21 protein-coding genes and 4 pseudogenes are annotated in these 24,700 nt (G+C 57.1%); 14 read left to right on the top strand and 11 right to left on the bottom strand.

From position 1 onward, the window contains the following. Positions 1-107: 107 nt before the first annotated feature. On the top strand, positions 108-1,085 hold the full coding sequence (locus ACMTA2_RS16600; RefSeq protein ID WP_413790859.1) for a LysR family transcriptional regulator: 978 nt from the start codon (positions 108-110) through the stop codon (positions 1,083-1,085). A 29-nt stretch (positions 1,086-1,114) separates the two neighbouring features. On the opposite strand, the gene ACMTA2_RS16595 is transcribed toward ACMTA2_RS16600, so the two are convergent. Beyond that, a complete protein-coding gene (locus tag ACMTA2_RS16595) occupies positions 1,115-1,615 on the bottom strand; it encodes an Lrp/AsnC family transcriptional regulator (RefSeq protein WP_024778535.1) in 501 nt (166 codons plus the stop codon). A gap of 119 nt (positions 1,616-1,734) precedes the next feature. Here ACMTA2_RS16595 and ACMTA2_RS16590 point away from each other — a divergent pair, with 119 nt between their 5' ends. The 3 genes from ACMTA2_RS16590 (at position 1,735) to ACMTA2_RS16580 (ending at position 5,431) form a co-directional block, all read left to right on the top strand. Beyond that, the gene (locus tag ACMTA2_RS16590; protein ID WP_413790858.1) at positions 1,735-2,769 is read left to right on the top strand and encodes a histone deacetylase family protein; all 1,035 of its coding nucleotides are present in this window, start codon (positions 1,735-1,737) and stop codon (positions 2,767-2,769) included. Positions 2,770-2,819: 50 nt separating this feature from the next. Continuing rightward, on the top strand, positions 2,820-3,872 hold the full coding sequence (ocd, locus tag ACMTA2_RS16585; protein ID WP_413795671.1) for an ornithine cyclodeaminase: 1,053 nt from the start codon (positions 2,820-2,822) through the stop codon (positions 3,870-3,872). A 143-nt stretch (positions 3,873-4,015) separates the two neighbouring features. Further along, positions 4,016-5,431: an amino acid permease gene (locus tag ACMTA2_RS16580; RefSeq protein WP_413790857.1), complete on the top strand. Its 1,416-nt coding sequence runs from the start codon at positions 4,016-4,018 to the stop codon at positions 5,429-5,431. A 101-nt stretch (positions 5,432-5,532) separates the two neighbouring features. Here ACMTA2_RS16580 and ACMTA2_RS16575 read toward each other — a convergent pair. From ACMTA2_RS16575 to ACMTA2_RS16560, 4 genes and pseudogenes are all read right to left on the bottom strand, one after another. Beyond that, positions 5,533-5,772 (bottom strand): annotated as a pseudogene (locus ACMTA2_RS16575) (type II toxin-antitoxin system HipA family toxin); the annotation flags it as partial. An 823-nt stretch (positions 5,773-6,595) separates the two neighbouring features. Continuing rightward, positions 6,596-7,366: a molybdopterin-dependent oxidoreductase gene (locus ACMTA2_RS16570; protein ID WP_413790856.1), complete on the bottom strand. Its 771-nt coding sequence runs from the start codon at positions 7,364-7,366 to the stop codon at positions 6,596-6,598. Further along, positions 7,359-8,003 carry a cytochrome b/b6 domain-containing protein gene (locus ACMTA2_RS16565; RefSeq protein WP_413790855.1) on the bottom strand — a complete coding sequence of 215 codons (645 nt, stop codon included), beginning with the start codon at positions 8,001-8,003 and terminating at the stop codon, positions 7,359-7,361. Before ACMTA2_RS16565 ends, ACMTA2_RS16570 begins: the two co-directional genes overlap by 8 nt. A gap of 50 nt (positions 8,004-8,053) precedes the next feature. Continuing rightward, complete coding sequence (locus tag ACMTA2_RS16560) at positions 8,054-8,665, bottom strand: hypothetical protein (RefSeq protein WP_109755454.1); 612 nt, start codon at positions 8,663-8,665, stop codon at positions 8,054-8,056. A 216-nt stretch (positions 8,666-8,881) separates the two neighbouring features. Between ACMTA2_RS16560 and ACMTA2_RS16555 the strand changes: the two genes are divergently transcribed. Both ACMTA2_RS16555 and ACMTA2_RS16550 read left to right on the top strand, forming a co-directional pair. Continuing rightward, positions 8,882-9,577 (top strand): heavy metal response regulator transcription factor, encoded by a 696-nt coding sequence (locus tag ACMTA2_RS16555; RefSeq protein WP_413795670.1) that lies wholly within the window; start codon positions 8,882-8,884, stop codon positions 9,575-9,577. Further along, on the top strand, positions 9,550-10,944 hold the full coding sequence (locus tag ACMTA2_RS16550; protein WP_413790854.1) for a heavy metal sensor histidine kinase: 1,395 nt from the start codon (positions 9,550-9,552) through the stop codon (positions 10,942-10,944). Before ACMTA2_RS16555 ends, ACMTA2_RS16550 begins: the two co-directional genes overlap by 28 nt. 55 nt (positions 10,945-10,999) lie before the next feature. Here ACMTA2_RS16550 and ACMTA2_RS16545 read toward each other — a convergent pair whose 3' ends face one another. After that, positions 11,000-11,506, bottom strand: a complete 507-nt coding sequence (locus tag ACMTA2_RS16545) for a nuclear transport factor 2 family protein (RefSeq protein ID WP_413790853.1) — start codon at positions 11,504-11,506, stop codon at positions 11,000-11,002. Between the two features lie 81 nt (positions 11,507-11,587). Continuing rightward, positions 11,588-12,346: an SDR family oxidoreductase gene (locus tag ACMTA2_RS16540; protein ID WP_413790852.1), complete on the bottom strand. Its 759-nt coding sequence runs from the start codon at positions 12,344-12,346 to the stop codon at positions 11,588-11,590. Between the two features lie 222 nt (positions 12,347-12,568). On the opposite strand from ACMTA2_RS16540, the gene ACMTA2_RS16535 reads away from it, so the two are divergent. Continuing rightward, on the top strand, positions 12,569-14,026 hold the full coding sequence (locus ACMTA2_RS16535) for an MFS transporter (protein WP_413790851.1): 1,458 nt from the start codon (positions 12,569-12,571) through the stop codon (positions 14,024-14,026). A gap of 1 nt (position 14,027) precedes the next feature. Here ACMTA2_RS16535 and ACMTA2_RS16530 read toward each other — a convergent pair whose 3' ends face one another. Next, positions 14,028-14,888, bottom strand: coding sequence for a LysR family transcriptional regulator (locus ACMTA2_RS16530; protein ID WP_413790850.1), 861 nt, complete (start codon positions 14,886-14,888; stop codon positions 14,028-14,030). Positions 14,889-15,005: 117 nt separating this feature from the next. Here ACMTA2_RS16530 and ACMTA2_RS16525 point away from each other — a divergent pair, with 117 nt between their 5' ends. Together ACMTA2_RS16525 and ACMTA2_RS16520 are read left to right on the top strand one after the other, a co-directional pair. After that, a complete protein-coding gene (locus ACMTA2_RS16525; protein WP_413790849.1) occupies positions 15,006-16,940 on the top strand; it encodes an NAD(P)-binding domain-containing protein in 1,935 nt (644 codons plus the stop codon). Next, complete coding sequence (locus ACMTA2_RS16520; RefSeq protein ID WP_413790848.1) at positions 16,937-17,590, top strand: hypothetical protein; 654 nt, start codon at positions 16,937-16,939, stop codon at positions 17,588-17,590. Before ACMTA2_RS16525 ends, ACMTA2_RS16520 begins: the two co-directional genes overlap by 4 nt. Before the next feature lie 112 nt (positions 17,591-17,702). On the opposite strand, the gene ACMTA2_RS16515 is transcribed toward ACMTA2_RS16520, so the two are convergent. Together ACMTA2_RS16515 and ACMTA2_RS16510 are read right to left on the bottom strand one after the other, a co-directional pair. Further along, the gene (locus ACMTA2_RS16515; RefSeq protein ID WP_413790847.1) at positions 17,703-18,410 is read right to left on the bottom strand and encodes a haloacid dehalogenase type II; all 708 of its coding nucleotides are present in this window, start codon (positions 18,408-18,410) and stop codon (positions 17,703-17,705) included. 121 nt (positions 18,411-18,531) lie between these two features. Continuing rightward, positions 18,532-18,720: pseudogene (locus ACMTA2_RS16510) on the bottom strand (amino acid permease); the annotation flags it as partial. A 96-nt stretch (positions 18,721-18,816) separates the two neighbouring features. On the opposite strand from ACMTA2_RS16510, the pseudogene ACMTA2_RS16505 reads away from it, so the two are divergent. Together ACMTA2_RS16505 and ACMTA2_RS16500 are read left to right on the top strand one after the other, a co-directional pair. Beyond that, positions 18,817-18,989 (top strand): annotated as a pseudogene (locus ACMTA2_RS16505) (aldehyde dehydrogenase family protein); the annotation flags it as partial. Between the two features lie 100 nt (positions 18,990-19,089). Continuing rightward, positions 19,090-19,353 (top strand): annotated as a pseudogene (locus ACMTA2_RS16500) (MerR family transcriptional regulator); the annotation flags it as partial. A gap of 58 nt (positions 19,354-19,411) precedes the next feature. On the opposite strand, the gene ACMTA2_RS16495 reads toward ACMTA2_RS16500, so the two are convergent. After that, positions 19,412-20,455, bottom strand: a complete 1,044-nt coding sequence (locus ACMTA2_RS16495) for an NAD-dependent epimerase/dehydratase family protein (protein ID WP_413790846.1) — start codon at positions 20,453-20,455, stop codon at positions 19,412-19,414. A 698-nt stretch (positions 20,456-21,153) separates the two neighbouring features. Here ACMTA2_RS16495 and ACMTA2_RS16490 point away from each other — a divergent pair. The 3 genes from ACMTA2_RS16490 to ACMTA2_RS16480 are packed head-to-tail and all read left to right on the top strand — an operon-like array spanning position 21,154 to position 24,609. Beyond that, entirely contained in the window at positions 21,154-22,404 is a 1,251-nt protein-coding gene (locus ACMTA2_RS16490; RefSeq protein WP_413790845.1) for a DUF1302 family protein, read from the top strand. A 58-nt stretch (positions 22,405-22,462) separates the two neighbouring features. Beyond that, entirely contained in the window at positions 22,463-24,175 is a 1,713-nt protein-coding gene (locus tag ACMTA2_RS16485) for an AMP-binding protein (protein WP_413790844.1), read from the top strand. Continuing rightward, on the top strand, positions 24,175-24,609 hold the full coding sequence (locus tag ACMTA2_RS16480; protein WP_413790843.1) for an acyl carrier protein: 435 nt from the start codon (positions 24,175-24,177) through the stop codon (positions 24,607-24,609). The genes ACMTA2_RS16485 and ACMTA2_RS16480 overlap by 1 nt, the downstream gene beginning before the upstream one ends. The last annotated feature ends 91 nt before the right edge of the window (positions 24,610-24,700 follow it).

Raw genomic sequence — 24,700 nt, 5'->3', positions numbered from 1 at the left:
CCTGAGCATGAAAATCGCACTCTCACGGTGCATTGCTGGATGGTGCGCCAAGCCCTATGCTAGGAAAAGCTTCTAATCTAAATACTTGAGTATAAGCCTGGGCAATAATGACACTCTCATCGTCTGGTTTTCAGCGGGACCCCGAAGCAAAGCGTTTTCTCAATGATCGCCTGGACTGGAACCTGTTGCGCACCTTCCTGGTTATCGGCCAGGAGGGCAGCATCAGCCGGGCCGCTGCCCGTCTGCACTTGAGTCAACCGGCAATCAGTCAGGCGCTCAAAAGACTGGAGGAGCAACTTGCCAGTGAGCTGGTAGTGCGTCGCGGGCCTCGCATCACGCTGTCCAAGGCCGGTGAGGAAGTCATGCAGATCGCTGCAGAGATTTACGGCACGATCTCCCGTTTAGGCCCGGCGCTGGATGCGCCTGCCGAGTTGGTTACGGGTAAAATCAGGCTGCTGACCATCAGCCGTATCCAGTCTCGCAGCTACGATGAATTCCTGGCGCAATTTCACAATGAGTTTCCTCAAGTGGAACTGGAAGTTGATGTGCTGCGCAGCTCGGATGTGATCAGCGCGCTGCTTCAAAAGACCGCGTCTTTCGGTTTGAGCCTGTGCCGAACACCGCAGCCCCGCCTCGAACAGCGGGTGATGCTGGAACAGCGATATGCGTTTTTCTGTGGGAAGCGCCATCGGCTGTTTGGTCGCAAGAACCTGACCTTGTCAGACCTGCAAGGCGAAAATTTCGTGAGTTTCACCAGTGACCAAATCGGCGGCAATTTATCGCCGCTCACAGTGTTCAGGGATCAGCAAGGCTTCACTGGGCGCATTGTTGCGTCCTCGCCCAGTCTGGATGAAATCTTGCGTTTGGTCGCTGCCGGATATGGCATTGGCTGCCTGCCCGAACACATTGTCGCCGCTGATGTGCAAGCCGATGAAATCTGGCGCCTGCCGCCCTGGGAGGGCGTCAGCGATGTGAACGTCTATTTGCTCTGGAATCGCGAACAAAAGATGACCCGCGCCGAGTCAGTCTTTCTGGAGCGCTTCCAGCAGATGCTTATGACGACGGACGTGGCGGGAAGGTTTTAGCGCCTTGTTCAACCCAGCACGTCCGATATTCAATCCTTGCTCAATTTGGGTATGGCCATACGGCTACCCGCTTTGATTTCGCGCAGAGCCAGACTCGACTGAATAGACGCGATACCGACCTGGCGCCTCAGCACTTGCTCGATAAAGTCGCTATAGCTATCAAGATCCTCGGCCAACACTTGAAGTACGTAGTCGGCATCTCCGGTGATCTTGTGGCAGGCCAATACCTCTGGCAATTGCGCAATCACTGCCTCGAAGGCGTCCGGAGCGTGATCGGCATGGGTGGAAAAGCGAATGTGCACGAATGCCATGATATCCAGCCCGAGCATTCGCCGATCAAGGTTGGCTTGATAGCCCTTGATGACACCCGCCTCCTCCATTCGCTTGCGCCGCCGCCAGCACGGAGTAAGGCTCAACGACAGCCGCTCACTGAGTTCGGCATTGGAAATGTTCGCGTCCTCCTGCAACAACTCAAGAATAGCCAGATCGGTTTCATCGAGACTGATGCGCTTGGATATTTTTTTCTGCATGAGGCCACTCCTGAGTAAAAACGCCCGAATAATCCACCGAACCACGAAAACAAAGCAAAGAAAGTGCAGCCCGGCCGGAACAGAATATTTGCACTGGCTCACATTAACGGATGCGCAGAATGTTTACAGTTTTCAGTGATTCCCACCGGTTGCACCACGGCACCGAATTGAAAGACGGCGTGCTCAAACCGTCTTTCGAACAGCCGAGTCGAGCCGACACTGTGCACAACCGTGTCAAACAGGTCGGCCTTGGTCAGATCATCGAACCCCGCGCTTTTGACCGCTCGTGTTACGTCAACGCGCACAGCGAGCGCTACGTCAGTTTTCTGGAAAATGCCTGGAGCGAATGGTGCGAAACCGGTCGCACTCACGACGCCTTGCCGCTGGTATGGCCGGTGCGCGATCTGGCCGGCGAAGAGGTGCCAACGTTCATCGACGGCAAGCTCGGTTTCTATGCCATGGACGCCGGCTCACCCATTACCGCGACGACCTGGCACGCCGTGAAAACCAGCGCCGATATCGCCCTCACCGGCCTGGCCCTGCTCGATGAAGGCCACGACAGTACCTTCGCCCTGTGCCGCCCGCCTGGCCATCACGCCGCGCGCGAATACATGGGCGGTTATTGTTACCTCAACAACGCCGCCATTGCCGCGCAACAGGCCATTACCCAAGGCGCCAAACGTGTCGCGGTGCTGGACGTCGACTTCCATCACGGCAACGGCACGCAGAACATTTTTTATCAGCGCAGCGACGTCATGTTCGTGTCGCTGCACGGCGAACCAGCGGTGTCCTACCCGTATTTCTCGGGCTACAGCCACGAAGTCGGCGCGGGTGTCGGCGAGGGTTACAACCTCAACTATCCCCTGCCGAAGAACACCACCTGGGAGAGCTACCGCAACGCCCTGCTCCACGCCTGCAAAAAACTCCAGCAGTTCTCACCTGAAGTGCTGGTGATTTCCCTGGGAGTCGACACGTTCAAGGACGATCCCATCAGTCACTTCCTGCTGGAAAGTGATGACTTCATTGGCATCGGTGAACTGATCGCGAGCGTCGGCTGCCCGACCCTGTTCGTGATGGAGGGCGGCTACATGGTCGATGAAATCGGCATCAATGCCGTCAACGTACTGCACGGTTTCGAGAGCAAACGCAGCTGAACCACCCCGCGCTCTACAGCTTTTTAATGTCTGGATCGGAGAATAAGAACATGACGCTTTTTATAGATGTCGATGATGCTGCACGCCTGTTTACCCAAATCGGTATCCGCCGCGCCATCCGCGAAATGGCGGGCTACATCAAAGCCGACTACGCACGCTGGGCGCAGTTTGATAAGTCACCGCGCACGGCAAACCACTCAACAGACGGCGTGATCGAGTTGATGCCGACCGACGATGGCCAGCAGTACTCGTTCAAATACGTCAACGGCCACCCCAACAACGGCCAGCAGAATTTACTGACGGTCATGGCCTTTGGGCTTCTGGCGGATGTGCAGAGTGGCTATCCCACCCTGCTCAGCGAACTCACCCTGACCACCGCCGTGCGCACCGCAGCCACCTCCGCGTTGGTCGCGCAATCGCTGGCTCGCCCCGGTGCGACCTCGATGGCCCTGATCGGCAACGGTGCCCAAAGTGAATTTCAGGCGCTGGCCTTTCATGAAATGTTAGGCATCAACGAAATCCGCATTTTCGATATCGATCAAGAAGCGTCCCTCAAACTGAAACACAACCTCGCGGCGTTCCCGGACATCGAAGTGATTCTGGCCCGCTCGGTGAAGGACGCCGTCAAGGGCGCCGACATCGTCACCACAGTCACCGCCGACAAAGCCTACGCAACCATTCTGACGCCCGAGATGATTGAGTCTGGCATGCACATCAATGCGGTCGGTGGTGATTGCCCGGGTAAAACCGAACTGCACGCCGACATCTTGCGCAACGCCCGGGTCATCGTCGAGTTCGAGCCGCAAACCCGCATTGAAGGCGACATTCAGCAACTGGAAGACGATTCCCCGGTGATCGAGTTTTTCCGGATTGTGCAAGGCGAAGTAGCCGGACGCGAAAACGATATGCAGGTGACGGTGTTTGATTCGGTGGGCTTTGCCTTGGAAGACTTTTCGTCATTGCGCTATCTCAACGACCTGGCTCAGGCACAGCAAATCGGCCAGCGCGTCCACCTGGTCCCGACGCCGGCCAACATCAAAAATCTCTTCCAACTGCTCGATCCGCCACTGGCCAAAGCCTCGCGTCTACGCACCGTCAGTTGATCGGTAATGGCCGCCTTCGCCACTTGGCGAGGGGGCCATTCACCCTCCAGGCATCGTTTTGATTAGCCGCTGCCTCTCTAACAAGAACGCTCGACATCTACTTTCTGCCAAAACTCAAAAACATAAAATCAAGAGGTTTTGTAATGAAATCGAACCCTTCCGGGCTGCTTGAACAGCCCGCGCTGCAGCGCACGCTCAGCAATCGTCACATCCAGTTAATGGCCATGGGCGGTGCCATCGGGACCGGCCTGTTCATGGGGTCCGGGAAGATTATCGCCCTCTCCGGGACGTCGATCATCCTCATCTACATGATCATCGGTCTGTTCGTGTTTTTCGTCATGCGTGCCATGGGCGAAATGCTCCTGTCCAACCTCAGCTTCAAAACCTTTGCCGACTTCGCCGGCGCCTACCTCGGCCCGCGCGCGGCGTTCTTTCTCGGCTGGTCGTACTGGCTGAGCTGGAGCGTAGCGGTGATCGGCGACGCCGTCGTGGTCGGCGGATTCTTCCAGTACTGGTTCCCCGATGTGCCGGCGTGGATACCCGCCGTCGGCATGCTGGCGACACTGTTCGCCTTGAACGTGCTCACAGTCAGGCTGTTCGGTGAGGTGGAGTTCTGGTTCGCGATCATCAAGATCATTGCCGTCATGACCCTGATCGGCGTCAGCACCGTGCTGATTGCCAGCTCCTTCGTTTCCCCCAATGGCGTCACCGCATCCCTGAGTCACCTGGTGGACAAACAGGCGGCTTTCCCTAACGGCTTGCTTGGCTTCTTCGCCGGATTTCAAATGGCGATCTTCTCCTTCGCCGGCACCGAGCTGATCGGCACCGCCGCCGCCGAAACACGCTCGCCGGAGAAGACCCTGCCCAAAGCCATCAATTCCATTCCGCTGCGGATCATCCTGTTCTACGTCCTCGCGCTGACCTGCATTATTGCCGTGACATCGTGGCAACAGGTTTCCCCCGTCAAAAGCCCTTTTGTTGAACTGTTCCTCGTCGCCGGGTTCCCCGCAGCGGCTGGTATCGTCAACTTCGTGGTACTGACCTCGGCGGCCTCATCGGCCAACAGCGGCGTATTTTCATCGAGCCGCATGCTGTTCGGGTTGGCGAATCAAGACAACGCCCCGGGTATTTTTCGGCGTCTATCGGGCAACAGCGTGCCTCTGCTGAGCCTGGCCTTCACTACGGTATTGATGCTGCTGGGTGTGCTCGTGCTGTTCATCGTTCCTGAAGTCATGACGGCATTCACCATCGTTTCCACCGTGTCAGCGATTCTGGTGATCTTCACTTGGTCGACCATTCTCGCGTCTTACATTGCCTACCGCAAAAAGCGTCCTGAGCTTCATGCCAAGTCTGCTTACAAGATGCCAGGCGGCGTCCCAATGGCATGGTTCTCAATGGCTTTTTTGGGCTTCGTTCTCTGCCTGCTGGCATTAAGACCTGACACCCGCGTTGCCCTGTTGGTCATGCCGGGGTGGTTCATATGGCTGGCAATTGCTTATCAGTTAACACGTAGGAGGAAGCCTGAAACCGCAGTTGAATCGGCAAGTCAATTCGGTTGAGCCGCTCTAACGGGTCCTCTGCGCTGGAGATACCGGTTGGCATATTCGTTCGGAGAACGGTAGCCCACACACCCGGCGCGAGCGCCCGCTCCTCCCGATCCTCAACGGCAACCGCTGCCCGCATGACCGCGGTGTAACCGAGCTACGTTCTGATCGATGCGGCCCTGGATCGTGTGCAAGGTGTCTCGAGTAATTGCCTGTGGGTATAGGTTCTCGGCGATGCTTGCAAACCGGTTCGCCACATCGCAAATGCCGTCAATCACTCTGCCTGCAACGTCCGGGGGCACCTCGGCTTCCTCGGCAAGCCGAAGCATTTGCGTGCGGGAAATCGACAGGCACTGGAATCACCAGCAAGACCATTGTTTGCTTAGAAATCCTAGCCCGCGGCGAAACAGCTATCGAGAACCGTCAGTTTCCACCCGCCCTTGCTCTGAATCTGACGGGTCGAAAAAATGGCTCTCGGCTGAAGAGGGCTTGCGACGGCGCAAAATCCGAATGTGGGGCGATCGCAGTGGCGCTCGCACAATCTCAATCGGTATCCAGGTGAGGGTTATCGCGGACAGAGCCACTGCGATTGCGAATGCATTCAGTCCCCCTCCGCCGATAACGTCAGAGGGGAACTCGCTTTCTTCGCCACCAGACGTACACGTGGTCCGGTCATCAAAAGACTTCAGGTAGAGCGGCCTACCCTCTTCATCCAGGCAGCTCTGCTCGATAACGCCACGGGTAGCCAAAACGCCTCGAACGGGGAAGCTGAAGTCCGCAATATCCAGGCCACTGGCTCGCGTACCTGGCACTGATCGACCGGGTCTGCTCGGAGCACTGTCCGCACGCTTGCGCCATGCCAACATTTGAAGCATTGCCTCCACCTCCGGTCGGCGTGACACGTTCGTGGTCGAGTCCGATAGCACTTGTGCGCTCGTTGTATCCGGCTGCTGCACAGGTGACCTGGACTGAGCCTGCAAGTGGGAGTGGAAATCCGCTCCATTGGTAGGAGCTCGCATTTTGTTTTCTGAAGGCGGCAACACGGTTGGCGCTGGCGGTACCGCAGAAATTCCGGTCATAAAAGCACCTCATACCAGAACTGATGTCATCACTCACTCCGATGCTCCTGGCGTTGCCATGCACTACCAGGACGGAACTGGGCTACCTCGACCTGCCTCATCAGATCCCGCTGAACCAGTTATATCCCTGGTCTTCCCAATACCCGCCCGGGTTGTCGTTGCTCACGAAAATTTCGACAACATGCTTGGGGTTTTTGAAGCCCAACTTGGTGGGTACTCGAACCCTGAGGGGATAGCCGTACTCGGGCGGCAATGCGACGTCAGCGTAATCCAGTGCCAGCAGTGTTTGTGGGTGCAAGGCTGTTGGCATGTCCAGGCTGGAGTAATAACGATCAGCACATTTGAAACCGACAAATTTCGCTGTGGTGTCGGCCCCTATGTGTTCCAGGAAGGTTTTGAGCGGTACACCTCCCCATTGCCCGATGGCGCTCCAGCCTTCAACACAGATCAAACGGGTGATATCGCTACGTTGTGGCAGTTTGCGTAAGCTTTCGAGTGTCCAGGGTGCCTTGTCCCTGACCAGGCCGGAGACGGCGAGCGAGTAACTCGCCAAGTCCACTTCAGGGATATCGTCCTGACCATAGAATGCGTTGAACGGAAATGGCGTGGTGATCTGCGCGCTGGTGAAGGTCGGCGCCAGTTTATGCCCGCTGAACAGCCAGGCCTGGACCCGATCGTTCCAACGCGACATGGCCCAAAGGACCTTGTCGACCTGATCGCCGTCCTGCAGGTTGCAACCGGTCAACATCGACATCGCGCCCACGGTCAAACCGGCACGAAGGAAATGGCGGCGCTGGATATTTTCCAGGTCAAGCTGTTGCGCAGGTTCAAGCCTGATGCGCTGAACAGTTCTTTTTTTGCGTTCAATCATGGCCTTTTTTCCCGGTTTCCAGAGACCGCACACCACCTGTAATCATTGGCAGCAGGGTCCTGGGCACCAGCATTACCAACGCAAGATGAATCACGACGAATGCAGCAATCATCGCCATCGCCCCGAAATGTACATAACGTGCAATGTCATAGCCGCCCAATAGCGCGACCAGCTCTTGAAGTTGAACGGGTTTCCAGATCGCCACGCCCGAGATAACGACGAGTGCGCCTGCCGCCAGCACCATCCAGTACATCAGACGCTGCACTGCGTTATAGACGCCCTTTTCATGCACCAGCCGTAAGCGTAAAGCGTCGGTCAAATCATGCTTCAACGCGGCGAGCCCGATGGGCAGCAACTCACGTTTGAAATGCCGACTGGCGAACCCATACAGCATATAAATTGAGCCGTTGATCAGCAGCAGCCACATGAATGCGAAATGCCAGGCCAGCGCCCCGCCCAACCATCCGCCCACGGTCACCGCCACCGGAAACCTGAAGCTGAACAGTGGCGAGGCGTTGTAAATAGCCCAACCGCTCATGAACATGCAGACCATGCAAACGGCGTTGAGCCAGTGGGTGAGGCGAACCGGCCAGGGATGAAGCTTTTTCTGTCTCACGTGTTTCCCCTTGGAAGCCATCCATGTAGCGGAGCGTTGCCAGACGGCAGCGCCCCAGCCTTTTCAGGTGATTACATCGGTGGTTGGAAGCCATCCTTGCCAACCGCAATGCCGCGCGCGGTGGTTCCATCTGCGGCCGGGAACACGACAATTTTCGTACCTTTGACCAGTTCATCGGCTTTGCCCGGCTCGACGTAGGCGATGGGCACGTCATCCGGTACGACGATCTGTTTCTCGCCGCCCTTGTAGTTGACGGTCAATGTGCGGCCGTCAGCTTTGGACAGTTTCCCCACGGTACCGTTGGTCATGGTGCCTGTGCTGCCATCCGCGTTCTGCCAGCCGTAATGACCTTCGCCACTGCCCTTGAGGCTGGCGTCGAATACCGTGACTTCCAGCGCCTTCAATGTTCCGTTGGCCTGCGGGATGGCCGCCGAGCCAATGAAACTGTCGGATTTGATCGAGTCGATATTGGCCTTCGATACCCGGTTGATACCGGTCTTGTCTGTCAGTCCGATAGTCTGCTGGGCGCCGGAGCGGACAGTGAATGTCAGAGTATTGTTGCTGACGCTTTCCACCGTGCCACGCAGCGGTTTGATTACCGGCATGTCGGCCGCGGTGGCAATGACGGCAGCACTGAGCATCAACAAACCGAACGTGGTAGACAGGGCGTGTTTGAGTTGCATGGCGACGATTCCTCATGGGTTGATGTGCCGCCATCCTCGTCCGCAGACCGGGACGTCACGATGACCGCCCAATGACATTTTTGTCATTCGCCAGCCCCTGCCCATGAATGACAGAAATGTAACCGACTGCGCCCGCCCATCCCGTTACACTGCACAGCCGAGATACCGATGTCGCGGGCTGAATCCCGTCATGAAGAGACCCGAGCGCGCCTCACGATGCATATCCTGCTGATCGAAGATGACACCAAAACAGGTGAGTACCTCAAAAAGGGGCTCGGTGAGTCCGGTTACAACGTCGACTGGACCCAGCATGGTGCCGACGGCCTGCACATGGCCTTGCATACAACCTACGACCTGATCGTGCTGGACGTCATGTTGCCCGGGATTGACGGGTTTCAGATCATTGAGCTCTTGCGCGCCCGACAAGACGTACCCGTGCTGTTCCTCACCGCGCGCGACCAATTGCATGACCGCATTCGCGGCCTGGAACTGGGCGCCGATGATTACCTGGTCAAACCTTTTTCGTTTACCGAACTGCTGTTACGTATCCGCACCATTTTGCGTCGCGGTGTAGCGCGCGAAGCCGACCATTTCCACCTCGCAGACCTGGAGCTGGACCTGGTGCGCCGCCGCGTTACACGCCAACAGCAGGTGATCGTGCTGACCAACAAGGAGTTCGCCCTGCTGCATCTGTTTCTGCGCCGGGCAGGCGATGTGCTGTCAAGGACACAGATCGCTTCGGAAGTCTGGGACATGAATTTCGACAGCGATACCAACGTGGTGGACGTAGCGGTCAAGCGCCTGCGCAACAAGGTCGACCAGCCCTATCCGATCAAGCTGATCCATACCATTCGCGGTATCGGCTATGTCTGCGAGGTGAGGCCATGCGGTCCCGACGCCAACCCTCTCTGACCCTGCGATCGACCGTGGCGTTTTCCATGGTAGCGATGCTGGCCGTGGCCGGTGCGGGCGTTTATCTGTATCAGACGATGAAAGCCTCGGTATTGGTATACAGCGATCATGCGGTCATGGGCCGTCTGGAGCACTTTCGCAAGCTGCTGCACTACGAACTCGCCATCGAGAAACTGCGCGACAGCCCGCAGATTTTCAAGAACATGCTCGACAGCGAAGACGACATCTTCATCATTGAAGAGCCCGGGCAACCACCGGTAATCCAGGTCAATCCACTCAACGTCACGCTGCCTGAACTGCCCGTGATCGGCCAGGACACAAAGCTGAGCGTCAGTGACCTGCGCAGCGGCGTGACCGACTCGGGAACCATGCTGCGCGCCGCAAGCGTCGTCACGACGTCGGGTGGGCGCGAAGTCCGATTGACGGCCGCGCACCTCATGGGCAAGGAAATGGCGATGCTCGCGGCGTATCGCGAACGTATCTACCTGGCCGTTGCCCTTGCCTTTCTAGCGACAGCGTTGCTGGGTTACCTGGTGCTGCGTCGAGGGCTGCGCCCGTTGCGAAAAATGGCCGCCCATGCGGCAGCGATAACACCCGAGCGTCTGCACAGCCGCATGGACAGCGCCGATACGCCGGTTGAGCTGCAACAACTGAGTGACGCCTATAACGCGATGCTCGATCGCCTTGCCCAGGGTTATCAGCGATTGACGCAATTTTCCGCGGACCTTGCCCATGAAATCCGCACGCCGGTGGGGTCGCTCATGGGGCATTGCCAAGTCGCGCTACGCCAGCGCCGCAGCGAGGATGACTATCAGGCATTGATCGCTTCGAACCTTGAAGAGCTCGAACGGATCTCGCGCATCGTCGAAAGCATTCTGTTCCTTGCACGCGCCGATGAAGCGCACGCCGTGGTGGAGCGCCAACAACTATCGCTGCATGACGAATCACAGCGCATTGCCGACTATTTTGAAGGCTTGGCTGAAGAGCGGCGAATGACCGTACAGATAACAGGCGATGGCAACGTGCTCGCTGACCCTTTGCTACTGCGCAGAGCCTTGAGCAACCTGGTGGCAAATGCCGTTCGCTATGCCTACGAGGGCACCGAGATTCAGATGCGGGTGATGGAAACTCCCGACGGAGCCCGCATCGAAGTGGAGAACCAAGGGCCTGTGCTGAGTGACGAAACCTTGGGCAAACTCTTCGACCGTTTTTACCGCGGCGATGCGTCTCGTCACCAGAACTCTGACTCCTACGGCCTTGGCCTCGCCATCGTCGTGGCAATCATGCAACTGCATGAAGGTCACGTGCGTGTCGAACAGCCAAAGCCCGGGATTATCCGTTTTACGCTGTCATTCCCTGCTGCTTGAACGACATCAGCGGGCATCGCTTGTCGTTCGCGCCTCTCACTGAACGTTAATCATGTCATGGCTTTGAAAGCGTACTCAGGCTCTGATGTTGGCTCACTGCGTACTTTTCATCGCCCGCTATGGGTACCCAATCTTTCAACGGTGTCAGGAAATGCAGTTCAAAACGACGTGACAGAAACGCCCATTTTCCGTCGCGACGTGCAAACCTGTCGTGGTACAGCCCACTGACCTGAACCGGACCTTTTTCAAGGTCATGGAACAGGCAATCCGCAGCCACCGTACCCACCGCGCTGTCACCTTTGATTTCAAGCAGCGGGTTGGCCATCCAGTGATGCATGTGTGGCATCTGGCGCCAGCTGTTTTGCGCCATCGCCAGGATTTCGTCACGGTTTCCGGCCTGGCCGAAACCCGGTAGATCCAGTGTTGATTCTTCGTGCCAGATTGCGCTCAGAAGCGACGCGTCAATGCGGTCGAAGGCATTGGCGTAGGCGCTGATCAGCCACTCGATGGCGGCTCGACTTTCAAGAGCGTCTATCCGGGTGGTCAGTGCTTCAATGTTCATGATGAGGGTTCCCCTGCTGAGGCTTCGCAAAAGCGACGAAGGCAACCCTCTGCGAGGGCTGCACTAAGGTTGAGCAAGTGTTCAGATCTGCGACAGGCCGCCATCGACCATCAGCTCCACACCGTTGACATATTTCGCATCGGCGGATGCGAGGAACAGCGCCGACGAGGCGATTTCTTCAGGTTGGGCCATATACCCCAGCGGAGTGATCTGCTCGACGTGTTGGCGCAGCGCGGCAATGTCGCTTTCGCTCATCTTCAGGCCGTTATCCATCAGAGGCGTGCGGGTGAAGCCAGGGCTCAAAACATTCGCTCGAATCTTGCGGCCTTTGAGTTCGTTGGCCCAAGTCCTGGCGAAGGAGCGTACTGCGGCCTTGGAGGCGTTGTAGAGGCTCAGTCCTTCCATGCCATTGCTGGAGCAGATAGAGGCCGTCAGCACGATCGAAGCGCCATTTTTCAACAGTGGCATTAACGTCTGAACGGTAAAAAAGACCCCCTTCACGTTGATGTCGAACATGTTGAAATAGGCGGCCTCGGTGGTCTCGCCCAACGGGTTCTTTTCACAGATACCCGCGTTGGCAAACACTGAGTCAAGCTGATCGTTGCGCGCCTCAATCGTCGCCTTGAGCTTATCGAGATCAGCTTGGCGGGCGACATCGGAAATGACCGCGACCGCTCTATCGCCAAGCTTGGCCACCGCTGCCTCCAGCGTGGCTGCTGAGCGCCCGGTGATGTAAACGCGCTTGGCGCCCTCTGCAATCAAACCCTGCGCAATCGCAAACCCGATCCCGGTGGATGCGCCGGTGACGACGGCAATCTGATCAACGAATTTACCTGACATATCTGACTCCTCAATCTCGGTTGTGTGGCTCGATTGGAGCCACAGTGCTGCCATTTTGCGAGGAGTCAGGGACTGAGCGGCACTGCCATAAATGAACATTGGCCGTTCATTTATGTGCGGCGTCAGGGAAGGTTTGATCGTTTAGATTGGAGTCAGCTGATTCAGAGTATGACCCGCAATCGAGAATATTCTGGAACCGAAGGGTTCCAGGAAGGAGACCTTATGCCTCAAAAAGAAATTGCCCTCCCGGAACCACGGCGCTGGTTGATGTTTGCCATCTTGTTGGTCGGTGCATTTTTACCGCCGCTGGATTTTTTCATCGTCAACGTAGCGCTGCCTTCAATTCAGCAATCCCTGGGCACCGCTTCCTCCGCCGAACAGTTGATCATCTCTTCCTATGCGGCGCTTTATGCCGTGACACTGATCACCGGCGGACGACTTGGAGACATCTTTGGCCGCATGAGAATGTTCTTCGTTGGCCTGATTGGCTTTGCCATTGCCTCACTGATCTGCGGTGTCGCCGAGTCACCCTGGGTGTTGATCGCCGGACGTTCGCTGCAAGGCGTGACGGCAGCCATCATGGCGCCTCAGGCACTCGCATCAGTACAGGCGATATTTCCCGACTCCGAAAAGCCCTTGGCACTGAGCCTGTATGGCGCGGTCTTTGGTCTGGCATCGGTAGTCGGCCAGGCACTTGGCGGAATATTGATATCGCTCGACCTGATGAACTTGGGCTGGCGGGCGATATTTCTGGTGAATTTACCAATTGCATTGCTGGTCATTCTGATCGCCATTCCCGTAGTCAAGGAAACCCGGGCGCAAAAGACAAGCAAGCTGGATCTGGGCGGAACGGTCCTATCCATGGTGACGCTTGCGGCGCTGATCGTTCCACTGATTGAGGGGCGTGAAGCGGGCTGGCCTTTCTGGGCCTGGCTGTCGCTTGCGGCGGTGCCACTGCTGGCCTGGCTGTTCTGGCGCTACGAAGCCCGCTTGCATCAAGCGCAAGGCGCTCCGTTGCTCAACCCTGCTGCACTGCGCGCGCCCGGGCTGGGCCGGGCATTGCTCGTCGCGCTGACCTTCTACGCGATCGGCGTATTCTTCCTGCTGTTTTCCATTTATTTACAGGGAGCACTGCATACGAGCCCGCTCAGTGCAGGTCTGGTCTTTCTGCCATTCGGCGCTGGTTTCTTGCTGGGGCCGCTCGCCACCCATCTGTTCCGGCGTTTGCTGGGGGCTTATGTGAATCCCTTCGGAATGGCACTCGAAGTGCTGGGGTTCGTGCTATTGGCCTGGCTCGTGGCGCACACACCGACGGCCGTCACGCCCTCTGCGCTGTCCCTTGCCGTGATCCTCTTTCTGATCGGCTTCGGACAAGGACTGGCCCTTCCGACATTGATGCGCATGATCACAGGACGCGTGGCACCGGTGTATTCCGGCATGATTGCGGGCATCACCAGTTCCACCCTGCAAATCAGCACATCACTGAGCGTGGCGATCATCGGCGGCATTTTTTACACGCTTCTGGGCACGAACACGGACGCGGCGGCCATCACCCACGCCTTCACCGTCGCCATACTGTGCATCGCTGCCTGTCTGGCGGTAGGCGCGGGACTGAGCCTGACCCTGGCGCGCCAACCTGCTGCAGAGCTGCAAACGGCGGCCATGCGCCCAGCAGAGTGAGTCAACCGCCTGCCTCATTGCCGATCATGATGGAGGCAAGGTCGGCAAGAGCACGAAGGCTGTCCATCTGCCGCATGTCCTGGTGGTAGCCCATCCATATATCGCGGCCCGGTGGCGGCGCGTGCGGATCAATCAGCCGCAGCGCCGTTAATTGGTCGCCCAGGGCGCGGGGCAATACGGCAACGCCCTGCCCCTGCGCGCACATTTGCGCCTGGACTGTGCGGCTGCTACTGGTGAACACGGTACGCGCCAGAGGGTAACGCTGCTGCAGCCACTGCACATCGGGATAGTGAGACTGGGCAACGCTCATGGTGATCAAACCAACCCCTTCGCCCTGTGGCTCGGGGTCAGCAGTTCTGACGGCGGTGTATAACCCATAGCTCAGGGAGATCAGCTTGCGGTGAACGATATCGGGTTCGGTGAAAGGGACGATTCGAAACGCGATATCGGCGTCGCGACGAGCCAGGTCAAACAATCGATGCCCAGCGATAACCTCAGGCACGATCAGAGGGTAACGTCGCCCCAGTTCACTCAGGACGGGGGCCAGCACATAGCAGGCAAACCAGTCAGCGCAAGAAATGCGCAACACACCTTCTGGCTGTGCGCTGTCGCCCGCCAGTCGCCTTTCGATGGCCAACGCACTTTGCTCCATTTCCTGCGCCAGGCTGAGCAGCTTCTCTCCGCTGTCGGTCAGTACCAGACCTTGGGTGGTACGCAGGAAAATGGGCTGGCCACTGGACTGCTCAAGCACCTGCAAGCGCCGCCCCACGGTCGGATGGCTAACACCCAACAGCTTGGCGGCAGCACCCAATGACCCGCTACGGGCAATCGCGAGAAAGACCCGCACATCACTCCAGTCCATGCTTTGCCCCGAACAAAAATGAACAGTGAGAGTGCAGCAATGGCAGTGCCGTAGCAATCCCGCGCCCGACATACTTGTCCGCATTCACCTTCGTCGAATACCAACCGGGGGCTGCAAATGAACATTGGTTTTATCGGTGTGGGAAGCATGGGCAGAGCGATCATTCCACGGCTCGTCCGGGCTGGCCATCACGTCTCGGCATGGAACCGCAGTCACGCTGCGATCATGGAACTTGAAGGCATCAGCGTTCTCGAATCGCCGGCCTTGGCATTTCAGCAAGAGGTCGTCATCAGCCTGCTGGCCGATGATGCCGCCGTCAGGGAGGTGCTGCTGTCCAGCGCAGCTCTGGAAAACGCAGACAGGGCTTGCGTGCATATCGTGATGTCGACTTTGTCGCCTTCGATCATGGTGGAGTTGCAGGGCATACATGATGCAATCGGCATTGAATTGATCGCGGCGCCGGTTTTCGGTGTGCCTGCCGTGGCGGCAAATGGCAAGTTGAATATCCTGGCGGCCGGATCGCAGGCAGCTGTCTCGACGGTCCAACCGCTGTTTGACCTACTCGGGAAAAAGACCTGGTATTTGGGCGATCAACCTGAACTGGCGTGTATCGCGAAGATCGCCGGCAACATGATGATCACTCAAGCCATCCAGTCGCTGGGCGAAGCAACAGAACTCGCTCAACGCCATGGACTGAGCCCCTCGATGTTCGTCGACCTCATGACCCAGACCCTGTTCGCCTGCCCCAGTTATCAACGTTATGGGCAGAACATCGTGAACAGACGTTTTGAACCGGGTTTCAAACTGTCTCTTGGCCTCAAGGATATAAATCTGGCTATTGATGCGGCACGTCTCAAGCGCCTGGAACTGCCTGCAGCCGATGCCGTGCGATCGAAAATGACATCCGCAGTAGCCCGAGGAGATGGGCATAAGGACTGGTCGGTTTTCGCTACGCAGACAGTTACCCAATCAACCGATCATGCCCAGCAACCCTGGCGAAGCGCACCGATAAAACGTACGCGGCGTGGCAACTTCTGGGTGACCGGAGCCCGCGTTACCCAGAACGGTAAAAGCTTTCAGAAAGGTCCGATGTACGTAGCCTGGGAATCCCCCGAGCACATCACTCAACCCTATCCCGTGGTGCTGGTGCACGGTGGCACGCTGCAAGGCACTGAATGGCTGGATACACCCGATGGTCGCCCGGGCTGGGCCCAGCGGTTCGTCGAAGCAGGCTTCGTAGTCTTTCGCGTCGACAGACCCGGCCACGGGCGATCGCCGTATCACCCCGACATCATGGGACCGATGGGGCCAGCGTTTTCCTATGAGCGCGCCCGCGAAGTCTACTTTCCAGAGGGAGGCGCAGAAACGCAGTGGCCGTTTGAGCCGGATGACGAAGCAGCGTTTGACGCCTTCATTGCAGCCTACGGTCCTATGCCGGCTGACCTCGCAGCTTCGCAGGCTCTAGACGCGGATCGACTGGCCGAACTGCTCGACAGAATCGGTAAGGCCATCATCGTTACGCATTCCGCTTCCGGGCCCAGTGGCTGGTTGGTCGCCGATCGTCGACCCGACCTGATCGCAGGGATTGTGGCGGTGGAGCCTATGGGGCCGGTATTTGGCCACACACCGGGTATCGGCAGCCTCGAATGGGGACTGACCGCCGCTCCTTTGACCTTTGATCCGCCTCGCAAGACGGCGGAGCAAGTCCGCACGGCAGAACCATCAACCCTGAAAATTCCCGGGTTGCAGGGCGTTCCGGTAGCGCTGGTGACAGGTGAGACATCAGCGTTTGCTGCTTACGCATCCAGCATCGTCCCTTTCCTGCGAAATACCGGTGCCAACGTTCACCATCTGGATCTACCGGCGCTCGGTATTCACGGCAACGGCCACGGATTGATCTATGAACGCAATTCAGATTCGGCTTTCAAGGTAGTCACGCAGTGGCTGGAGAAATCGTTAAGCATGCCCGATCCCGCGTACAGCGCCGGCTCAGGCTCTCCGTCCAATCATGAAGGGACCAAGGATGGGTACAAGACGAGCAGAACCGCATGAAATGGCCAACGATAGATCAAATTCGCAGTTTCACTGTTTTACCCTCTGACTACACATGGGATTACCTGAAACGCGAGGAGATCGATGTAGCGATAGTTTTTTTCCAGACGTGGTTTCCCTCCATTAGGGTGGGGTTGGGGAGCCCTTTTCTGAACCAGCAATTTTATGAAGACAACGTGGTGCTCGAAGACGATCTGGAGCGGGGAATGTTCGCTATCGTGGTCCGCCAGAATCATGAAATCGTCGCGATAGCAACGTGGGAAAAAATTGACGGCGCTGATGTCATCTTCGGGCGAGTGGGCGCGGTAGCCAAACATCATAGACAAACCAAACTGGCTGTAGCTGCCCAAGACCTCGGAGAAAAAATGGGAAGGTCCATGGGCGCGGGCTTGATCTATGGCATGGCGACAACCAGCGCTCCGTATATGCAACAAGCATTGGAGCATGCGGGTTACAAAGCCGTAGGAATAATGCCTGGCTTAGACCAAGAGGAAACGCAGCCAGGAGTCGTGCGCAGGGTGTACGAAGTTATCTACGCAAAACGACTCGCACCCGACTCCAATTTTCTGATTCCTTTAGTACACAACCTTACACCTACCGTCGCTCGGCTTTATGCAGAAATATTTCAAGCAACAATCAAGGTTGACTGAGACACAAGCATTTGGCGTCCCGTCGCACCCGGAGTTTGCCATGGGCGCCATTGCCAGCGGTGGCATCAAGCGCTTGCTGCTGGTGGTTTCGGTTGAACAGTCCCTCAAGCAGCTAGAGCTTATGTTCAAGATCGATGAAACTATCGGCCTGCCAATCCCAATCCTGGGCTTGGGTGGCATCGGGCGCAGGTGCTCCGCCATATTCCATGGGCCGGTCGATATAGGCCGTCATCAGGCCGCAATCCCTGGCCGCCGCAAGATCGCTGTGGTGGCAGGCCACCAGGCAGAGTTCAGCGGGTTTGATGTCCAATGCCCTGGCCGTGGACAGGTACGCCGCAGGATCCGGTTTGTAGGTTTGCGCGAACTCCGCTCCCAGTAGCGCGTCCCATTGCAAACCGTTGTAGCGGTTCATAGCGATCATCAAGGCCACATTGGCATTGGACAAGGTCACCACCGTAAAGCGCCGACGCAGCAGGGCCAGGCCCTCCGCCACGTCAGGCCAAGGGTCCAGGCGACGCCAGGCATGGGCAAGCGTGTGCAATACCGCGGGGTCAACCTGGTCGACTTCCAGGCCGTAAGCCGTCAACAACTGGACCAGCGTCTCGTAGTGCAATGTGTCCAGGACAACAAAGCCGCCATGCCCCTTGATGCACTCGCGCAACGCTGGTGCATACAACCGGCGCCATTGCATGGCAAATTCCGCGGGGCTGACAGCGGGCAGGTAGGTCGACACGAATGGACTCGCCTCACGTGCGATGCCTGAATGCCAGTCAACCACCGTGCCGAACACATCGAATGCCAACGCTTGTGGAAGCGTCATCGCAAGACTCCTCAGCTATTTATGCTCCAGCCTGGCACTCCGGCCGCCGAGGCACTGGAGCGCGGGAACCCAATGAGCTTAGCCTGATCCTTCTCCAGCGCCATCGATACTGCACGAGCACCTAGAGCTTGTGACTGCCCAGCACCAGATACCGCTGCGGTGCCGCCTTGCGCAGTCGCGCTGCTAGGAACACGCCAACCAGCAGCGCTGCGGGGATGATGGCGCAGAGGCCGTATGACAAGGCCTTGCTCGCACGCGTCAGCACATCGGAATGCACCACCGCGATAAACAGCACCGCCAATAGTGAGAGTCTTTAGGCGTCGTCGGGCAGGCTGTTCATCTGATCATTTTTGCCTTTCCACAAACCATGGAGCGCCATTCACTTCCAGTGAATGGCTACATTGGCTGGACAAACGACTTGAGCAAAGCCCAGCGCAGGGTGCCCGCCATCTAAGCCTGCACGATGCTGGATCCAGCGGAGCCTTTTGGCGGCAAAAATCCTCGGGGATAGGCCGGCAGTTCGGCAGCGCATTCGTTGATGATTACTTCGAGCCGAAGTCGGTGATGATTCGCTACTGAGCCCAACCTCGACATTTTTCGATTTTTATGTGACGGCTTTTGCAGCTCTGGCGATCAAACAACGCTAGAGTACTTGCTGTCTCACATAAGGAATTGACAGATGTTCATTGGACGACTCGCCGAACTGACCGGCTGCACCCCAAAAGCCATTCGACTGTACGAGCAAATGGGCCTGATCAGCGAGCCAGAGCGTGAGGGACGGTATCGCCTCTACAATGCTCATCACTTGGAAATCGTCCACCTGATCCGCAAAGCGCAGACTGCCGGGTTCAAGCTGGCCGAGATGAACCCGCTGATTGCCGCAAAAAACAAGTTGAAATCCTTTCCGCTGGCATTGGCCAACCAGGCAGTCGACGACAAGCGCCAGCAAGTCCGGGACAGGATCGCGGAACTGCAGGCACTTGATCTTCACTTGATTGAACTTAAAAGCGAGATGAACTCAATGTTTGCGCCTCGCCCTGTCGCAGGTCTTCATAAGGTTGATGCGCCTGCCTGTACAGATAAGCAAACGCTTGCCTCAAGGCCACTTCAGGCGGCCGAGGGTTGAATCCCAATTCGTTTTTCGCCTTGGTGATGTCGTATTCCTGCGCCACGTTGTGAAACAGGCGCACCTGGCTCAAGAGTAACTGGGCGGGTTTGCCAACTCGTTGCGCCCAGCGTTCCTGGAACCACGCCACGCCCAGCAGTAACCAACGTGGTGCTGAAGCAGGCTGGCGATACCCCGGCGCTTGGGTGTTGGCGGCCTCGATCAAATCGCTGAGCGGCGACGAACGCTCATTAGCCAGGATATAGCGCTGCCCTGGCCGCCCCTTTTCGGCGGCGAGTATCATCCCCTCGGCCACATCGCGAACATCCACGAAGTTGAAACGAAACCCCGGGTCAAAGGGCATCCGCCGCTGGCGAACCGACTGAAGAAATCCCATGGTATCGGTGAGGTGGCCAGCATTGGGGCCAATCATGGCCGAAGGTAATACCGACACCATGTTCATCCCCAACGTCTCAGCGCACTGCCAAGCCGCCTGCTCGGAAAGTATCTTCGATTTGTAGTAGGCGTTTTCGCTTTCCGTATTCCAGTGCGCCTCATCCAGCGCCGTACCATCATGACCGACGGCGGCCACCGAACTGACGTAGACCACACGCTGGACACCCGCCCGTGAAGCGGCTTGCAGCACACGCTGCGTGCCTTGAATATTCGGCTCGACAATCTCGGCCTCCGGGTCGCGAGCCCAGTGCTTGAACACAGCGGCCACTTGAAACAGCACCTGCACCCCCTCCAGCGCCTTGTCCAAAGCTGCACTGTCTAGCAGCTCGGCATACACCAACTCGCAGTCCAGCCCGACAAAGGGTGCGTGGTTACAGATGTCACGAACGCCGGCTCGGACCCGATAGCCCTGATCGAGCAGCGCTCGCAGCAAGGTGTTGCCCAGATGGCCATTGGCACCTGTCACCAGACATAAACCTTTCACAGGAACTCCTTTATTGGCGGCGCGCCAGAGTGGACGCTGGAAAAAGCATACGAGGTGTCCCATGGGGCAGAGTCAAGTATCCATTGGCACGTTAGTTTCAGTTTTAGATTTATGCACCCCTGACACATTTAGAAATATTTATAGTGGGTATTGAGCAAAGTATTATTTGCGGGGCAGTTATGACACGAACGTTCCAAGTTCAAAAGAACACCATACAAACCGCGGCTTTGATCATCTGTCCCTTAGGACAGATGACGCGATTTTAAAGCAAAAACATTTCGAAGCACTCTTGTTGAGTTAGGTAACGCACACTGATAGCATTTCGACACCGCTGAATTATGCGATTTTTCACCGTTTACGCATGGACGCTTCAATGACGCCGAACACACAACTTCCCCCTCATCACCACCTTCTAGGTGAGGGTGAAAAAATGAGCCACGGCAGAGATCGGTTAATTACATACATCACCGTGATCACGTCATATAGCTACGGCCACCTCTAGCTCAACTACAAAACACCACACTCCAATAAGCCTTCGATGCACGCACTCGACGCCTTGCAATCCGTGCGCAGACTTCATCGGCACGTATAATAATATTAGAGCTAGTTCTAAGGCCCCCATGTTAAAATCGCTCACATTCTCAGCATCCATGCTGCCTATACTGGTGTTCGCTGGAGAATTCAACTCGGACTCAAGAGTGTCGTATCAGACGGCTGAAAACATAGCCGAGGGTAAACTTTCAAAGTCTGAAACACGCTTCTACAATTCGCTGTCCTACGAGACCGAGTCAGAAGCGCGGTTGTTCCTCTCCACCCGCTTGCGCTGGAACATGAGCGGCCAACTTGAACCCGGTGAACCTGGCCAGACGGCACTTTCATCGATCAGCGATGGGCGCAAGATTTATGACAACTACCCTTTGCAGTTCGACCTGCGTGAACTCTATTACCGACAGGCGTTAGGCCAGGAAGGCACCCTGACCCTGGGCAAGCAACAAGTCGTCTGGGGGCAGGCAGATGGGGTGACGGTGCTGGATATCGTCAACCCGATGAACTACCGCGAATTCATCCTCGAAGACCCGGAGGAAGCCCGCATTCCGACGTGGATGGCCAATATCGTCGTGCCTGTCGGCCCGTTCGATATGCAGGTGCTATGGATCCCCGACCAGACCTACACCGACTTTCCCAATTACAACGAAGGTGAGTTTGCCATTCGTTCGCGACGACTGATCCCCGCCGCGCCTACAGGGCTAAGCCTGCCGGTACAACGTCAGCGCGCCGAGCGGCCCGACCGGCCGATAAAGGATTCCGACGTGGGCATTGCCCTCACGTCCAGCGTCGACTCCTGGGATTTTTCCCTGAACTACATGTATCACTACAACGACGCGCCGTTTTTTGAAACGCACATGGTCATGACAGGCACAGGCCCGGTGATCAATGTTCGCGAACGCTACGAAAGAACCCACACGTTCGGCGGCAGTGCCAGTACTTCAATCGGCGATTATGTATTACGCGGCGAATTGGCTCATGCGACCCAGCGCTCAGTCATCGACTACGATCCGCGCAGCAAAGATGGTCGATTCCAAACCAACGACACCAGTTACGTGCTCGGACTTGATTATTATGGTGTCACCGACAGTGTCTTCAGCGCGCAGTTCTACCAAAGTATCCTGGGCGAAACTACGGGCTACCTACCGCGTAAAAAAGTCGACAACATAATGACATTCCTTTATCGGAAGGACCTGCGTCATCAACGCGACAGTTTTGAAGCGCGCTGGCTCACCAACAACAACGACGGCGACGGATTGGTTCGATTTCAATACACCTCCAAACTGACTGAAAATATTAAGGGCACTGTCGGCCTGGATGTGTTTTACGGAGACCGCAATGGTTTATTCGGACAATTCGAAAACAATGACCGTGTTCAAGTAAAGCTCGACTTCTACTTCTAATACCCAACAGCCAACGCCCCCAAACATACTTGGGAAAGACTGCCTGCGAGAATAAAAAATGCTGACCATCAATCATACATTCAGCAATGCACTTAAAAACAACACTGCGCGATGGACGTTCGCTGACACACAGCAGTCCTATAGCATTGAAGCACTCGGCTTGCTCGTAGATAAATGCGCAGCAAAACTGGCCACTCAAGGCTTGCAGGAGCAGGCCCGCGTCGGCTTGATCCTCAATAACAGTATCGAGTTGGTCGGTTATCTGATGGCGTGCTGGCGATTAAATCTGGTCGCCGTCCCGCTGCGGACCAAGTCAGGTAAATATGTGAATTACGCCGATTTCCTGTCCGGCTGCAATCAGTCGTGCAGCTTCCAGTTGCTGTTGTGCGACAAGGCAATCGGCAACGACGACATCGCGCTGTGGCGCACGGAAACCGGGCTGAATATTCACTCTGAACCGACATTCGACCCGCCTGCCCTGCCCACCGCGCCGGCAGTGGCCGTGGCTAAACCGCAGGACATGGCGATCATTCAGTTCTCGTCGGGCAGTACCGGTTTCCCCAAAGGCGTGATTGTGACCCACGCCATGATCATCAATCAGCTCCAGCACATTGAGCACTCCCATACCACCAGCCGCCATGGCGTCAGCGTGCAAAGCAGCGCCTCGTGGACGCCGATCCACCACGATATGGGCCTGTTCACCGGTGTGCTGTTCCCGATGTTCCGCGGCTGCAACCATCTGCTCGCCACCCCGGATTACTTTATGCGCAATCCGGCCCGCTGGTTCAAGCTGTTGTCTGAACATCAGGTCGACCTGAGCTTTATCACCAACTCCGCACTGGTGGCGGCTCTGCGTACGGTTAAGCGCTTGTACGACGATGAACACGTCGACCTGTCTCGCCTGCACCTCTACATCTCGGCAGAAAAAATCAGTGCCCTGGTACTCAGGAAAGTGCAGGAGCGCTTCGCCCCGCTCAAACTCGCCCCGGAGCATATCCACTCCGCCTATGGCATGGCGGAAAACAGCCTTGGCGCCAGCGCGAGCAAACGGGGCACGCTGAAGATCCTCGCAGTCACCATCAGCGCCGACGGGGAGGTGTGCTTGGCAAACGAAGCCGACGAAACGCGCATTGAGCTGGTTTCCTCCGGTGAAGCCAACCGCCACCATCTGATCAGCGTGCGGGATGCCAACGATCAGCCTCTGCCGGATCTCAGGCTCGGTGAAATCAATATTGAGAGCGACTGCCTCACGCCGGGCTATCTGAATATGCCCGAGGCAACCCTCGCCAAGCTCAAGGACGGCCGCCTGCGTACCGGTGACCTGGGGTTCATGCATGAGCAGGAGCTGTATTTCTACTCGCGTCAGGATGACTTGATCGTCATTGGCGGCAAGAACATCGTCCCCGAGGACATCGAAGAAACCATTGAAGATTTTGACTTTGTACGCGCGTCTGGAAGTGCGCTGCTGTCGATCGAAAACCCCCATACCGGCTTGATGGAGCTGCACTTGGTACTCGAGGGCGACGCCAACGACACCGGTAGTGAGCTGGCCAGAAAACAGCAAACCCTCACGCTGGCCGTGCTCGACGCACACGACGCGCTGTTGAACCGCGTGCACTTTTGCCCCAAGGGCAGCATCGAAAAAACCTCGAGCGGGAAAAAACGCCGGCGTGTCATTCGCCAACGCTTGATCGACAAGCAATTGGTGCCTTTTCGGCCTACCGCACCGGGGCTTGAGCCTCACGCTATTTCACACGGAGACGTGACCTGATGACCGCCCCTGCCGTTGATGCATTGAATTACACCCCACCGCCGTTGTCGTCCGTCACGCGAGATACCGTTGGCGATTGGATATACCGCTGGCTGCTTGATCGCGACTACGGCGAGGACTTGTCGATGTCGATTGATACACCTTTTTCCGAGGTGGGCATGACCTCCATGGACGCCGTGGAACTCGCCGCCGAGCTGTCCCAGGTATCCAAAGTTCCGCTGGACTCAACGATCGCCTGGCACTACCCGACTCCCGGCGAACTGGCGGGTTATGTAGCTGCCACGGCAAAGGCCGGCACGCCTGCGGTACAGCCGTCGCGCCCGATAGCCGAGCCTGCCGTCGACAAGGCCGGCCTGGGGCAGATGGATGAACAGGCAATGATGGCATTGCTGGAAAGCCTGCTCGGCCCCAAAAGCCCAACTGCTCACGGTTGACCGTCTCAAGCGGCGTGCCTGACGCCGCTCAAGACCTGCACACGCTCTAAAAATCCCTGCACGACTGGCGGCCATTGCGGCACGCCGGTCA

The sequence above is a fragment of the Pseudomonas medicaginis genome (assembly GCF_965119365.1).
GTDB lineage: Bacteria > Pseudomonadota > Gammaproteobacteria > Pseudomonadales > Pseudomonadaceae > Aquipseudomonas.
Note: the sequence above shows the minus strand (reverse complement) of the source record. Positions and strands in the feature narration are given on the sequence as shown.